This is a genomic window from Neobacillus sp. C211, from assembly GCF_051842875.1.
Taxonomy (GTDB): domain Bacteria; phylum Bacillota; class Bacilli; order Bacillales; family Cytobacillaceae; genus Neobacillus.
The window spans coordinates 1-15,974 of the sequence record NZ_JBPXRO010000021.1 but is presented as its reverse complement, the minus strand read 5'-3'; the positions used below and the strand labels follow the sequence as shown (position 1 = coordinate 15,974).

The window sequence follows — 15,974 nt, the reverse complement described above, 5'->3', positions numbered from 1 at the left end:
TTTTTATAATGAAAAGTTGCCTGCAGTGACGATCCGATGATAGACATTACCGCCTACTAGCCCCTCCACGATTTCCCACGGCCCATCATGGTGCAGCCGTTTTTCTTCCAATTCCTCGATCCGGGGAATCTTTCCCTCAAGCCACTCCTGAATCCGGTATTTGGCGGAATCCATCCGAGTCATGACACCGCCATAACGAATATCGATCACTTCCCAGCCAAATGGTTTGTACGCTGCAAACCAAATGTCTCGGTGCTTTTGCCTTAAAAGATCCACATTCGCTTGGATGCGATCCAAAATCATAAGAATGGATTTCATTTGTTCAAAATCGTTGTTCTGATACGCCGCTAGAATCTTGATGCCGATTTCCGCTTTGTCAGACAGCACCCTCGCCAGCTGTTCATATAAATCAAACAGGGCTTCCCAGGCTGGATTCTCCTGTTTAGCTTTTTCAAGCACAAGCACCAGCTGCTGATAGTGCTCCCCTAATGGTAGGCCGCGGACATTCTCGTCATATAAACCTATTAAACTATCTTGGTATAAGAGGACTTTTGACGTCATCGAGGTATTCATGTTATCCTTCATGACACCCGGTGTTTCATCCAATAATTTCAAATTCATAAAATCGGCAAAATGCCCGCCACCGCAAAATTCAAAACGCTCTGCCACCTTTTCAATAGACACTTCCTTTTGGTAAGTGTGCTCGGCAAATAATTGCATGATCGGGTAAGCTGTTGCAAACGGCGTTTCTGCTCCGTTATCCCCCCACAATGTGACAAAGATTTCGCTGATACCTTCCTGTTTACAGGCAGCCAGTGCCGCTTCTGTTGTCGCAATCGCCTTGCCATAGTTCGGCACCAGTCCATTCCATGTCCAAGCCCCACCGGCAAAGATTGGTGTGGAGCCCAGCTGCTTATGGTTATGAAAATCTCGTTCATATACTTCTTGCTCTTTCCGGTAATAGTTCCAATAAACAAGCTCCACATCCGGAATTCCGTCAAGAATATTTTGACGGATGCTGCCCCTTTCATCCTTATAGGGGCTGTTTTCGGCAAACAATGGGAAATACATATCGCTCCAAATCATCGGTTTTAGACCCAGCTTATCGGTAATGGAGACCACCTTTTGCAGATGTCGATTCATGAGATCAATATGGTGTTCAAAACCATGCTTCTCTAAATATTTTCCTAAGCCAAGCTGAAACGTCTCATCCATGCCGATATGAATCCGTTTGGTTCGAAATGGCTCGGAGGCTGCTTTTAGACAGCTCTCTAAAAACTCATACGTTTTGGGCTCATTCACAAGTAAGATATCATCTGTGTCTTTGAATCCGGAGGCATAATTCCATTTAAGGGCTTCCCGTAAGTGGCCCAATGTTTGAATGCAAGGGATCATATCAATTCCGAGCTTCCCTGCATATTCATCGCAGGCTTTTAACTCCTCAAACGTATATCTTCCCCGCATATATCCAAAATAAGGATATTCCTTCACCTCATACGTATCCTCCGTATAGAGCATCAGGGTGTCTAATCCCATCATCGCCATGTGCTGGAGAAGCTTCTCTACTTCAGCAACGGTGGGAACCGCATTTCTCGACGCATCCAGCATCACACCACTCATGTTAAACTGTGGATTCTCTGTTAAATCGAATTCGTTACTTTTTTGAAAATTCTCCAGCCACAATCCGAGCGCCCGGAAAAAATGAACCGGCTTTTCAAACGAAATTTCTCCTTGTCCGCTTTTATTCAAAACCCTTAACGGCCCTTTCTGATTTTTCACTTGAATCGGATAACCATCAGTAGAAAGTTGAACATTTAATCGTTTTGAAACAAACTCAAGACCAGCTGCTACTGAAGATGTGTCTCCCTTTAAGAACAGTTCCACTTGTTTTCCTCCCTGTATTTTCCATATCGTTAATACTGCTGTGCTCTTTTCTCTAAAAAGACAAATCGGCTGAGACATACCCTCATTATCCAAAAGGCAGGAGCCACCGCAGAAATAAACGGGATGAGGCCAGGAGCCTGATGGATCAGGTAGCCAATCACAAAAAAACCGGCGCCAATCCATATGGTTGAAGGTAGACCCGTTACGGTAATGAGAAAGGACTGTTTGATATATTCCTTACTGGAAAGCTCGTAATGGGCATAGATGGCAAAGAAATAGCCAACAGCTACTATTAAAACAATCACTAGGATGTAAAGGATTATCGAAATAAAACTAGCAAAAACACCTGACATAAAGCTCTCTGTAATCCTAATATCGATAAACAGAAAAAGGCCAATGATGTAAAAAACAAGGCCTATTCCATTGCTTCGCTTCCATTCTTTGAAATACACATGCTTAAACGTCTTCCAAACAGGGACATCTGTATCTTTTCTCAGCCATTTACGGACTATAGTAAACAGGGCAACAGTGGCAGGGAAAAAGCCAAATACCCCCAGTCCCAAGGCGGTAAAGGCAATCCAGCATAAATTTGCTGTGATTGCCCTCCATATCCATTTACAAACGACAATGATCCATGGAACTTTTTTCATACGGCACCACCCTTTCCAATAACCTGCTCAAAAATAAACTTAAGCTTGATTGCTGTAATTTTTCATGAATTGATGATAAAGCGGACTTCCTTTCACTGCTTTACCTGATAAACTTAGCACGAATTCACTAAACATCGTGTTCGCCCACGCGAACCAGTCCCTTGTGAATTCCTCAGGACAGTCGGCGTTAAAGCCTTCGTGCATAAAATTCGTACCGCCATCTGAGTTTTTAAAATAAGCAAAGATTTGCTGTTTTTCCTCTTCATTTGTCGCGGTCATCCCTTGGATGGCAAGGGCAATATGCCAAATATAGTGGTCTGGCGTATGCGGGCTGCCTATGCCATTGGCATACTTCCCTTCGTAATAATAGGGATTATCCCTGCTTAAAAGGAACTTTCGTGTATTTACATATGTCGGATCATCAAATGGGATGTACCCTAAATACGGGGCCGCAAGCAAACTTGGCACATTGGCGTCATCTATTAAATTAACGCGGCCTTCCCCATCGGTTTCATAGACATACATATCACCGTAGATCGGATGATCCAATTTCGCATATTGTTCAATCCCCTGCCTGATTTCCTCACGAAGCTTTAAGCATTCTTCTTTTAAGGAAGAATCTTTTAACACCTCATCACACATTTCAGCCGCATACCCTAACACGACAACGGCAAACATATTTGCCGGGACCAGGTATCCGTATGTGCAGGCATCATCACTTGGGCGGAAGGCGCTCCAGGTCATTCCCGTCGGAACCACACGCCCCCCTTTTCCTTTGCGGGTCAAGGTATCGGACTGGCGCACATCGGCCCGTTCAAACCGGTAAGGAGACTTGTTTTCATGATCCTGCTCCGTTCTCCAAACATGAATGATTGTCTCCAGCACTTCTTGGAGCGTTTCTTTTATATAAGCCGTACGGCCGGTTGACTTCCAAAACAGATAAGCAAGCTGGATTGGATAGCATAACGAGTCTATTTCGTATTTCCGTTCCCAAATATGAGGGGTCATGTCGGTAAGATCGGTTTGATGCCCCCTGCCATTTTCCGTTTCGTTAAACGCATTGGCATAAGGGTCATGCAGGATAAAGGCGAATTGCTGGCGAATCACCCCTTCGAGTAATTCGGCCAGCTCCTCATCCTCCTCTGCAGCAAGCAAATAGGGGCGCACTTGTGCTGCAGAGTCTCTTAACCACATCGCCGGAATGTCGCCGGTGACGACAAAGGTCTTTCCGTCTTCCAGCTTTTTCAGCGTCGTGGTATACGTATTAACAAAGCATTGCTCGAACATATGGTGTAATTTTTCGTCCCCAGGAAAGCATTCCTTCACATGTTGGATCAGTTTTTGCATCGATTCTGGAATTAGTGCTGTCATCTTTCTCTCTCCTATCGCTTTGGTTGAAAACCTAGTGTAATAATTTCATAGCCAGCCACTTCATACTGGTCGCTAGAATCATTGGTTTGTTCTTCAAGTATCGTACTCTTATAAGATTTAAAATCCGGCTTGATCGATGCCTTTAGACTTTTACTCGTTAGCGCCGGATTAAACCAGCGAATCATCACGTCATCACATTCCTCCGCCACTTTCATCGATGCCCACGCAAGGCCCTCGGACTTCCAGTTCACAAACTGATGGTCAGCTGGCAATGTTCCCTCATGGGCACTTGTCTGAATAACCTGAAGTGGAACTTTATATTGATAAGCCTCCACAAATGCTTTTGACGCCACCACATCTTTTTCATGCGGGAGCACTTGCCATTCGGCTGTTTGAATCCCTAGGCACTGAGCCTCCGGTGTCGGGAAGTAGCCCCAGTCGCCAAGCTCTGCAACCGAGCGAAGTACGGTGAGGGCAATCGTTCCGTCCGCCGGCAGGATTTCATATTCCTGAAGACCATCCGTGGCCACGGTTAAGCCTACTTCGTCATCCGCAAGACTGGCGAAGCGCTGCTGATGGTGAGAGAAGCTTGGATTTCCCCATTCTTTTTCCGGTGTATTCGGGCGTGTCACAATCTCAAAAATACTGTCCGCCTGGTGCGTTTCCGTCTGCAATCCTGTTGGGAAAAGGACACGCATGCGGTGATCGGCCGCTTGATTGTCAATGGTCAGCTTGAAGGCCGGACCCTTCATTCCTTTTTCAAGAGTGGCAACGGTACGCAGCGTGATGGTCGTCGTTTCGCACGATCTGCCTGCTTCTCTTTCCTTATGCCAAATCAAATGATTCCGTTCGATCGCCAGTCGGTCATCCGCAGAAACCGGGATCGTTAAGGTGTGCGTAAATTCAAGCTCGGTTCGAAGCCGTGTTTTTTCAATGAAACGAAATTCGGCCGGCACACCCTTTGTCGTAATCGGATCATGTCCTTTTGCTTCCTTGAACATATATTCATTCCCGACATCCCCTGTGTCCTCGTAAAGACCGAGTCGACGGAAAGTCATGCCGGCTGCTTTATCCGTTAGATCATAGGTGCCATCCTCATGAAAAAGGAGGTGAACATATTCATTTTCCAACTCCATACCGCCATCCGCCGAGTGTTCTGGATGCTGCCCGGCCGGCTGCTCCTGCGGAATAAGATAGAAGGTCTTGTAGCCGAATGCCGGTATCTTTTCTCCAAAGAAGGACAGCTTGGCCCGTTTGGCAAAAAACGGCTGGCGGAATTTGTCATCCGGTAAATCAAAGCCAAACTCAACCACTGGGTTTTCTAAATCAAATTCTATGGTCTTGCCGGCTTGATCCACCAGCTTGTAGGCCGGCAAGTCTTTTTCCTGTAAATACATCGGAATTTCTTCAAAATGCATTTGGGAAAAATACACTTTTTCCAGATCGACTGTTTTCGTGACGACTTCGTCTTTGTTCCAACCCGTTGTATTCAAGACAACAAAGGGAATTCCGCCCTCTGGTGCGCCCAAAGTATCAACTTTATGGGCAAGCTCCGCTGCATGCTCCTGGACAAATACCTCTCCCATTTCCGAAACCGTTTCAAAGCGGGTCACCATTTCGCGGTGCACCTCATCCACGCTGCAGCCGCAAATGCTGTCATGCGGGTGGTTTTTCATCAATGATTTCCACATGAAGCGGAGATATTCCCTTGGGTAAGTCCCGCCTGCTAAAAAGGCCATGCTAGCGAGCGGTTCGGCAATCTTTTCCAAAAGGGTTTGACAGTGGTTGTTCCATTGCTTTAAATAAATCCGGCTGGATGCGGTATTGACAAGAGTGGACCAGCCATCGGTCCGCTGATTGCGCAATTCGCCTTCAATGACCTGCAGCTTCTCTGGAAGAGCTTCTTTTAAAGCCTTCGTATATTCATCAAAACTTGAATGCTTAAACGTGTAATCAGGATATAAACGGGATGCGGTTTCAATGGCCTGCGGAATCGTTTTTTGCAGCGGCTGGTGGTCGCATCCATTCATAAACAATAACTGATTGGTGGACGCATACTTTTCGGCATCGCGGAGCTTTACATCCCAGAATTTCTTCGCTTCCGCTTCGTCCACCGGGATTTCATTTCCGTTCGAGTACCAATTGGCAAAAAGAATACCCAGTACATTCGAGCCGTCCGGTGATTTCCAGATCATCTCGGAATAAGGAGATTCATAATCAGGAGAATCCGACACCGTGTTATTAAAGCCGGTCGGTTTGACGCCCCTTCCGAAGGCCGCCGTATCAATCCCCGCTTGCTTTAAAAGCTGGGGCGCCTGCCCATAAATGCCGAAAGTGTCAGGAAAGTAGCCAATTTTTGAGACATGCCCATAGGCTTTGGCATCATGTATACCGATTTGCAGGTTCCGAACATTGGCTTCAGAGCTTGTTAAAAAAGCATCCTGCAGCACATACCACGGTCCGATATGCAGCTTTTTCTCTTGGATTAATTGTTTAACGATCTCCCGGTTTTCCGGATGAACGGCAAAATAGTCCTCCAAAAGAACAGTCTGGCCATCAAGATGGAACGCTTGAAACATATTTCCTTCTTTTTTGAACTGGTCGATCAAATCATTCATAAGCTTTATGAAGTAGTAACGGTGCTTTTCAAAAGGCAAGTACCATTCCCTGTCCCAGTGGGAGTGGGAGATAATATGTGCAGTTTTATTCATTGAATCTTACCCGCTTTCCTATATTTCAGTTTTGCGAAAACGCTATCATTTTGCTTTGACTTCATTTTAACAAGCTAGGATTTTCGAGCAATAGATTACTAGTAAGTCCTATGGATTTTACAGTGTATCTAAAAATAGTTCATGAAAAATGGGGGCAGCCGTTCATTGCTTTCCTGCAATGAGGGCTGCCCCCTTCTCTTATTTAATTTCCATTATTAAAGTCCTTTTTTAATTCCTCCATCCGATCCAGTAACTGAACCATTCGGTCAAAGTTTGTGACCTGGCTTCTTACGTTTGGATGAAGCTTGTTGTAGGCCACTTTACAGTCGTTGACACGATGCTTGTCAGCTAACGTCAATTGATCCACATCAGGAAGAGCGTTGATTTGATGAATGACTTCGGTTACCTTTTCGTACAAGTAAGCCGCACTATACCTTAGGCTTTCTCTTTCATCCTCCTGCTGGACGGTATAATAGATTCTTCCGGCCTCAGTACCGAAATCCAACTGTTCAAAGGCAATGGTTCCGTCTTGGTCGGCCGTCTTTTCTGCCAGAATATCCTTTGCATCCAAGGACTTATATAATCGAACGGTTTGACCTTTTTTCACTCTTTCAATCGTTACCTTATCCTGGGCTCCAGCATTGTTTTCCGCCTTTACAAAATGCATCATCACGTTTTCTGTTCTCGGCAAAGCAGCACTTTCAAACATTTTCCAATCATAGATACGGATCGCTCCCCAAGGGGAAGTACCACTGTTATAAATCTGCAGCTTGAATTCCCTTGCCGTAACCGGCTGATCTAGCACTATATCTGTCACAGCTTTCGTATTATCGGTAATCCGTTTGGCGCTGACCCATTCGCCGTTTTGATTTTTATAAAGCAACTCAAAATCGACGGTGTTCATGTTATTGGCTTCCCCGCCATATTCCGCATGATCCACACGCCAGCGGCGGATCGTTTTCTCTTCACCAATATCAATGGTCATATATCCGGTTTTCATATTGGTTGCGCACCACTTACTATTTGCGAGGGCTGTTCCGTCCAGTGCTTTAGAGGCCGGTTCTGCCGCATTTTCCGCTGAGACAGAGGTTACCTTTGCCTTTAACGCCACATTCGGCGATGTAGGGTTTTTCTCGATCTCTGTTGCATCCGTCCCCATGCCCCAATCAAAAGAAATTGTGGCGTCTTGACCGCGTACATAATCCTGATTGACCGGCACCACTTTCAGTTTCGTGATGTTATCGGCCGAAGCATTTTCAATCGTTCTCGTAATATTTGGTGTATAGAAATAGTTATTCGGTGTTACGCCCAATAGTGTTTCCACACCATCAGCATTCTCCTGGTAAACCTCATAATGCAAGACATTCTTCTGCTCGGACCAGCTTAGGCGGGCTTCCGCCTCAAAGGCTGTTTTCGGTATCTTTTCCATAACTTTCACATCAGCAGGTTTCGTCAGCACGGTTGCTGCGGCATCATAGACGGACAGCTCGCCTAAATGAATCGAGTAGTTTTCCATTTTTTGAGCGTTGTTGACTTTCAGACTTAGCGCATAGGCTGTTTTCCCAGCATCCTTTCCAAGATCAACAACCGCTGTCTGCCAGCCATCACCCGACTTAGGCAGCGGATAATATTTCATGTTGTTTTGTGCATAGTCTTCACTATAGGCCACACCTAATGACACATCCGCTCCCGATTGGTTTTGATAAACAACACGGACCTTAGTTGTGTCCTTAACCGGAAGTTTTGAACTGTACAGCATCGTGTCATTGACAGAACCCGTTTCGAGTGCACCGCTAAATTTCAGGGAATTGCCTCCGTTAAAGGCTTTATCAAAATCATAGGCTACCTTGATTCTGCTGCCTTGACTCCGGATCCACCAGCGCCATGTCGGCATGATATCCTGGATAGAGCGGTTATTCCACTCAAGGTCATTGGCGATTTTCCCGTTCACAAAATATTGTTTTCCGTGGCCGCTGTTAAAGTTAGTGGTAAACGGCTTCGATTGAATAACAGATGCATCAGTGACAAAACGCGCCATCCCTTTCCAATCAGCCGAATCATCTGCACGGGTGGGATCACCCTGCGGACCTGTCCATAAATCCTTTTCTTTTTCATGGAAGTCAGCAGGATCAGCCGCTAATCCCATTGTCGAGTTTGGCGCATAAAGGGCAATCGACACTTTTGGCTGTTTCTTTTCATCGAGCAGTGCATTGGTATTAATTTTGGTATTATAAGAATTCTGTTGAATTTCAAAACCCGCATAGGCATCAAACGGGCTGCGGTTATGGCTTCTCATCGTTTCTACGGTGGTGTTAATCTTACTGGTTGTCCAGTTATAGTTTAAAAAGAACTCATCAACGGCATATACCCCATCTTCTGCCGGTTTCACATACATGTCATTTTTGCTGTTGATGGAATCCTGGTAGTTGATTGCTCCCGTATTGTCCTGAGCGTCATACCAGCTGATATTGAGGTCTGAATTTCGTTTAATATAGCGCATCATTTCATTCATGCGTTCGGCTGTTGCCTTACTGACACCATATGTCTCCTGATTGAAAAAATAGCCATCAAAACCATAGTATTGCGCCACTTCAATCATCTTGTCGGGAACTGGGAAACTACCGTCTTGTTTCTGTTGTGTAAACTTTTCTATTTCAGCGACTCCTTCAGCTGACCTGCCCCATGGGAAACCAAGCGTTGCATAAACAGGTACTCCATTACGGTGGGCAGCATCGACGATATCCGGTGTAGGAATCGCAAAAATTCCTTCATTGGTTCCTGACCAGTAAATATAGGAATCTAGTAATTGCCAGTTGTCGAAAGCATATACATTAAATTCATTGCCTCCGACAGAGCTGGCCTCATCATGATTCCAGTTCGTAATCGCAGCAGAGGTGATGCCAGCCTTTGGATTGGCCAGCGGATTAACCTGGGAACCTTTAAAGCGATTTTTGTTTAACGGAATGCTGGCACGGTCTATTTCGGCATCCGGGTCCTTTTCAGGTGACCACTGCAGAAGTGTTTCCACCCTAAAAGCCGGGGCCAGAGGCTTTAGACTAAGCTTGTCCGCATAATTCTCATTGACGACGTCCGACCCGTCCCCATTAACGCTGGCTTTTGCCCCAGGTGCACCCAGTGAACCGAGTAACATGAAAGCAGCCGATACAGATAAAATGCGGCCGAATAACCTGCTTCTATTTCTCCTCATCTTGCTCCTCCTCTAATTAAAGCCTGCGGGACGGTTCTCATGGCTTTCGCAAATGGTTCACCTGGAAAAAGCCAGCTGAACCGTCCCTCATGGCCACATGGTTATGGATTGAGAAATCCATGGACTTCAAATTCAAATATCCTCGCAGCCGTATCGCCGCCTTGGGTTGGTTTGTCAATCCACAAACGGACATAGCGTGCGTTTGTTAACGCGATGCTGTGTTCTGAAACAGCTGCTGTATTATCGGTCACCTTGACAGCTTCTGTCCAATTGACTCCATCCGTGCTTACTTCAATCCTAAATGCCTGGGTGTTAAAGGCTTGCGGTTCCCCGCCCGCTTGTGCATGGCGAATGACAAACTTGGAAAGGGCAAACTGGTCGCCCAGATCCACCTGCAGCCAATGAGGAGCATTCCCCAATGCACACCATTTACTGTTTACTTTGCCATCGAACGCATACTTCGCTGCTTCAGTAGGAGCACATTGTCCACTGGCGATCGCGGTCTTATTCATTGCCACATTTTGAATGTCCTTGGCTGCTTCAGAAATGGTAATCATCGCTTCTTTTGTCAGGACACTTTCACCCTCGCTGTTTTTCGCAATCAGGGTAACCGTGTAGACGCCTTCTTTTTCATAGGTGACGACCGGATTTTCCTCATTACTCACTGCTGGAGTTCCACCTTCAAAGTGCCATTCCACCTCTTCTGTTACTTCTGATGAACGATTAAGAAAATGAATTTCCTGCCCTGGAGCCGCTACCGTTTGATCGGCACCGAAATCGGCTTCCGGCTTTGGATATGGCGGCCAATCGAAGGTAACCGTTGTTGGCTCGCTTCGTTTAAATTCTTTGTTCACCGCAACAATTTCCAACGTGGTGCTGCTTTCTTTCCCACTGCGCTTCAGATTGGATAGGTAATACACCTTATTAGGGGTAGCACCAATAAACTCTTTTTCATTGTTCGGCAGCTTCCGGTAAATTTCATAGTGGCTCACATCGGAATCAGACGGCATCCAAGCAAGTGCAGCGTCCGCATAGATTCCTTTATTAAACTCGATTTTATTTACCTTTGCATCATTCGGAGCATGGATGGAATTATGCTTTTCCTGTTTGTTATAAACCTTGATTTCTCCGATATTGGTCGTAAAATCTTTTTCATCATTGTCACTTTCAACCAAAAGCGAAATGGCTGCGACGTTTTTACCGCTGTATTTTTTTAGTTTGAATGAATCAGTCGTCCACGGTTGATCCGTTAGTTTTTTCACATCAAAGAACACAAATTGGTCGGGTTTGTCAGTAAAGCTGACTCCAAGTTTCATGTTTGGCTTTTTCAAATCTGTTTTGTATGTCAGCGAGATTTCCGTATCCTTTTGGATCGGCAAATTGGTTTTATAAAGCTTGATATGTGTTGGGTTGTCTGCCTCGATTGTTCCTGAAAGCTTTAACGAGCTGCCGCCGTAATAGGCTGTATCCCAATCGAAATTGACGTCAACAGCCTGCCCGCCCTCTTTCAGCCAGCGCCAGGTCGGAAGGATATCCTGGAGACTGCGGTTATTCCAGGACTGATCGCTTACCGTCGTTCCATCTGTAACGAAAAACTTGCCGCTTCCTGTATTAAAGTGCGTCACAAAAGGAAGCTCCTCGATCGCGGTTTTAGCCGTAAAGTAGTGTGCCATCCCTTTCCATGCCCCGTTATTGCTGGTTGCAGCAGGATTTTTGGACTTTCCAACCCAGAATTCATTTTCCTTCTGATAAAACTCCTCCATAGTGCTTGCCGTTTTAAAGGCCCAATCCGGACGATAAATGCCTAAAGAAGTTAATGGTGCTTTACCCTCAGGGAAAATCCCATCCCAAGCAACGTTGGTGCTTGTTCCATTTGCTTCCACATCAATCCCAGTAAATAAATCATACGGGCTTCTGCCAATTTCCTGAGCCTTGTTAACAGAAGACTGCTGGTTGCGCCACCAGAAGTTTAAAAACATACTGTCAGAAACACGTGAATCTCCGTCCTGCAGGAAGCTGCTGTTTTGATCGGTCAACGCATTTTGCCAGCTAACCCTTCCGTTCTTCGTCATCGAATCGTACCACATGATTTGCATGCCTTCACTCTTATGCTGCTGCAGATAGACAAGGAACTCCTTCATTTTTTGAGCTGTCTTTGCATCTCCGCCTTCGGTTTCCTGGTTAATAAACCAGCCGTCAAATCCGTAATAGCTCGCTGCCTCAAGCAGCTTGTCCGCCGCAGGGAAGGAGCCGTCCTCCCTCTGGGTCAACATTTGATTCAGCCACTCAACCTTCCCGCCATAGACCGTCGGTGGGAAGAAAACGTTTCCCAAAATCGGCACGCCGTTTTTATGGGCAGCGTCAATGACGTCCGCACTTGGCGGCACGATAATCCCTTCACCGGAAGACCCTGCCCAATACACCATGATGTCGACGTATTGCCAATAACTGAAGGTATTCGCCAAAAATTCCTTCCCGCCTTGGGACGGTACTCCACTCGTTGTGGGGTTGAGTGCTGACAAAGCCACTACCTTTGCTTCTGACTGGGCATTGTCATTTACTTTGTATAGCACTTCCCGTTTGCCCAATGGAATTTGGCTGCGGTTAAACACAGCATCGGGATCGTTCTCTGGCGTCCAGTTCAATAATTGCTCGGGATACCAATAAGATGATTCTGGTTGTTTGGCATGACTTGTGTTTGGTGATAACACCACAAAAAAGATGCCAAAAAAGAAAACCAGCCACAAATAGCCCTTTTTCACGTTTTTCATTGTTTCTCCTCTCCCTCTATCTATTTTTTATATTGAAGCTTATGTAAGCATGCTTCCTTTCATTAGGCCATAAAATGATAGCGCTACCAAATTTACATTCGATGATTTTTTTCTGTCATTCATTCCCATAAGGCACTTTCCTCACATCTTATTCTGAGCGGTTTGCTCCGTCAATGAATTATAAAATGTGATTTAGTTTTTCCATTATCTCTAAGGTTTTTCCATTAAAAATACCCATGATGTGAGTGACTGTTGAAAGATGTATGAAAATTAATCCCTATCCCAACATTGCGAGCTTTTCCTTTGAAAAGGACATATATCGACCATTTTTCGTATGTGATATACTAAATAATCGTTTGATTAAATAGAAAGAGAACATCGCTATGAAAGGATTTTAGACAGCTTGGAACAAAAATATTTGTCGAGAAGATCTTTAGACATACTCAGAAAAAAGAACTATATTCCCCAGAAAATGACTCCATTCTATCTAACTAACAGAATTCTACTTTCTTTCTCTTTTTTCAACATTACACAAACGTTTAATTAAAATTACCTTCACCCCCTACCACTCCCGGTTTTATTCCATTGAATCTATAAAAAGAACGTCGAAGTGCGTCTTTTTTGAAAAGGAACTCTGGGTTGTGACTGAACTAGAATCGTGCCTATATCAACGAAAAACGAGAGGGACGGGACACGTCACCAAACTATACGAACAAAGATACCCTAACCCATTTCGAAACAATGTTTTGTTTTACTATAAACATTTTTATTTCTCTGGTTTTAGATATAAATGAAAAATGACCTTTTCCCCTATTGAGAAAAGATCATCCAACTTTTTTTTAATGCCCTGCCATCATTGCGGCATTCGCATCTTTTGTTCCATCATCTGGTGCATGTTCCGGCTGTTGTTTTGGTCTACTAAGGATTGTTCCTAAAAGTGCCCCAGCTAATGCAATCCCTGCAGCTAGAAGGAATGTGTCACCATAGGCAGCAACGGCTGCTTCAATTGGGTTAGTTGTTCCTGTCATATGATCAGTGATTCTTGAAGTTAGGAACCCAGTCATACCTGCTACCGCAAATGAAACCATTACTTGTTGAGCAGCTGTAGTTAATGGTGTGACACGACTAACAAGATGTATTGGAGCGGCTTGAAGAACATGGGTATTAATTGCCATCATGGATAGACCCATTCCTGCTCCCATCATCACTAAACAAGTAATGATAAATCCAGTAGTTGTATCCATAGAAATTCGTGAAAGCATAAATAGCGCAGCAGTAATAATAGACAAGCCAGTAATGGCTAAAGGACGAGCACCTATCTTATCAAATAAACGCCCTCCGATTGGCATCATAACACCTGATGCTAGCGCTTGTGGAAGGAGAATTAAACCAGTATCTAAAGCACCATAGCCTCTAACTGTTTGTAAAAATAACGGGACAATAATCATAACCCCAAATAAAGCGATTTGTGAAATCCATGCAATCACAATCCCTTTTCTAAAGTCAGATGATCCAAAAACTCTCAGTTCTAATAAAGGCTGCTTCTGACGAAGTTCGACGAAAATGAAAATAATGAGAGCGACTCCACCTATAATTAATCCAGTAAGAGTTTCCGTTGAAGACCAGCTTTTGCCCCCTTCACTCACTCCATAAGCAAGCATGGAAAATGCGATAGGTGCTAATATGATTCCTAAAAAATCAAGCGATGGTACGGTCTTACGTTCAACATTCGGCAAGAATTTCATTCCAACCAAAAGTGCAATAATACCGATTGGCAAATTAATAAGGAAAATCCAGTGCCAAGTAACGTATTCTACAAGATATCCTGCTAAAACAGGCCCTAGTGCAGGTGCTAATAGCATCGGAACCCCAAGTGTTCCCATTACGGCACCCATTTTATCCGGAGGAGCAAGTCGGAAAATCATGGCCATTCCTATTGGAGCAACCATTCCTCCGCCCAACCCTTGAATAACCCGATAGAGGATGAGCTGTTCAGGATTTTGTGCAACAGAACATAGAACGGAACCAAGCGTAAACAAGGTGATCGTAATTAAAAATATCTTTTTTGCCCCAAATCGGTCCGTCATCCAACCAGCTAAAGGAATGACAGCCGCTAATGCAAGCGTATATCCTGTTATGGACCATTGCATGGTCGCAACATCAGAGTTAAAATCTTCCACTATTCCAGGAAGTGCAACATTCATCGCCGTACTATCAAGAATGACCATTATCATACCAACAATGACAGCTAGCATTGGTCCTATGATGGTTTTAATGGAAAATGCCTCATTGTTATTTTCTATTTTTGCTGACATACGAATATCATCTCCTTTTCTAAAATTTCCGTCTTCAGGAAGTTAATTATGTTAATGATAGGATTTCCTCTTAGTAGTCCTAGTTATTAATTAAACAATGTTTAAAACAGTGTTTAAACAAAACTTATCTCTTTTACATCTAGCTGTCAAGAAAATTTTTTCATGGTATGTATAAATCGTAAAAGATTAAAAAAGAACCTTGACACAGAAAGCACAAGAGTATTAGTGTAAAATTAAACAAAGTTTAAATTTACACTCTTAACAAATATATTTTCAATCTTAGTGTATTAGGGGAGTTGCAATATGACCAAAATCTCCGAAAAAGATATGACAACAAAGGGAAATATACTGAATTCAACACTGGAACTAATCAAGACAGAAGGTCTAGAAAATGTAACCCTGCGCAAAATCGCCGCATTAGCGGAAGTAAATCTTGCTCTGATAAATTATTATTTTGGGTCGAAGGATAAATTGATTAATGAAGCTTTGAAAGTGTTACTGGCTTCATTTCGAGAAGCTTTTCTCATTTTAGATGATCACTCTATTCCTCCAAAGAAAAGATTAAAAACCTTTATGGTTCAATATGTACATTCAGTTATAAGGTATCCTGTACTCGTCCGGGAAATCCTCGGGAAGGGCAATATTTCATTTGAATCGCAATTTGAATACAAAAATTATATGGAAACAATGGGATTCACCAAAATTAAAGATACGTTACAAGAAATTACGGGTGAGAAAGACCCTGATATTCTTACCATGATGATGATGCAAATCCATGCGGCAATCTTTTTTCCGTCCCTTATGGCTTGCAAAAAAAACGTGCCCCTTGTTTGGAATCCTATTCCCATAGAAGAGCAAATTGATTATTTATTTCAACATTATTTTGCTAAGTACTCCTAAGTTACATGAACTGAACTTGGATTATCTGACTAGCACTACGTTAAACGTGGACAGAGTGTAGACAAACCCCTTTTTTAAAAAGTTATCTGAAGAAAAAGGGGTTTTGTTTCTTTTATAGTTAAATATTTGGTTACTTTCCTGAGAAAAAATACCATATATTGATA

General features: G+C 43.9%; 8 protein-coding genes. 1 reads left to right on the top strand and 7 read right to left on the bottom strand.

What is annotated here, in order from left to right:
* Positions 1-3: 3 nt before the first annotated feature.
* The 7 genes from ACSU6B_RS18765 to ACSU6B_RS18735 form a co-directional block, all read right to left on the bottom strand.
* Entirely contained in the window at positions 4-1,884 is a 1,881-nt protein-coding gene (locus ACSU6B_RS18765; protein ID WP_410887583.1) for a beta-N-acetylhexosaminidase, read from the bottom strand.
* A gap of 29 nt (positions 1,885-1,913) precedes the next feature.
* A complete protein-coding gene (locus ACSU6B_RS18760; RefSeq protein ID WP_410887581.1) occupies positions 1,914-2,534 on the bottom strand; it encodes a YesL family protein in 621 nt (206 codons plus the stop codon).
* A gap of 39 nt (positions 2,535-2,573) precedes the next feature.
* Positions 2,574-3,905, bottom strand: coding sequence for a glycoside hydrolase family 125 protein (locus ACSU6B_RS18755; RefSeq protein ID WP_410887579.1), 1,332 nt, complete (start codon positions 3,903-3,905; stop codon positions 2,574-2,576).
* Between the two features lie 11 nt (positions 3,906-3,916).
* Positions 3,917-6,616 carry an alpha-mannosidase gene (locus ACSU6B_RS18750; protein WP_410887577.1) on the bottom strand — a complete coding sequence of 900 codons (2,700 nt, stop codon included), beginning with the start codon at positions 6,614-6,616 and terminating at the stop codon, positions 3,917-3,919.
* 202 nt (positions 6,617-6,818) lie between these two features.
* Positions 6,819-9,824, bottom strand: coding sequence for an endo-beta-N-acetylglucosaminidase (locus tag ACSU6B_RS18745; RefSeq protein ID WP_410887575.1), 3,006 nt, complete (start codon positions 9,822-9,824; stop codon positions 6,819-6,821).
* Between the two features lie 101 nt (positions 9,825-9,925).
* Positions 9,926-12,538, bottom strand: coding sequence for an endo-beta-N-acetylglucosaminidase (locus ACSU6B_RS18740; protein WP_439277436.1), 2,613 nt, complete (start codon positions 12,536-12,538; stop codon positions 9,926-9,928).
* Positions 12,539-13,434: 896 nt separating this feature from the next.
* Complete coding sequence (locus ACSU6B_RS18735; protein ID WP_410887571.1) at positions 13,435-14,910, bottom strand: DHA2 family efflux MFS transporter permease subunit; 1,476 nt, start codon at positions 14,908-14,910, stop codon at positions 13,435-13,437.
* 303 nt (positions 14,911-15,213) lie between these two features.
* Here ACSU6B_RS18735 and ACSU6B_RS18730 point away from each other — a divergent pair, with 303 nt between their 5' ends.
* Positions 15,214-15,810, top strand: coding sequence for a TetR/AcrR family transcriptional regulator (locus tag ACSU6B_RS18730; RefSeq protein WP_410887569.1), 597 nt, complete (start codon positions 15,214-15,216; stop codon positions 15,808-15,810).
* The last annotated feature ends 164 nt before the right edge of the window (positions 15,811-15,974 follow it).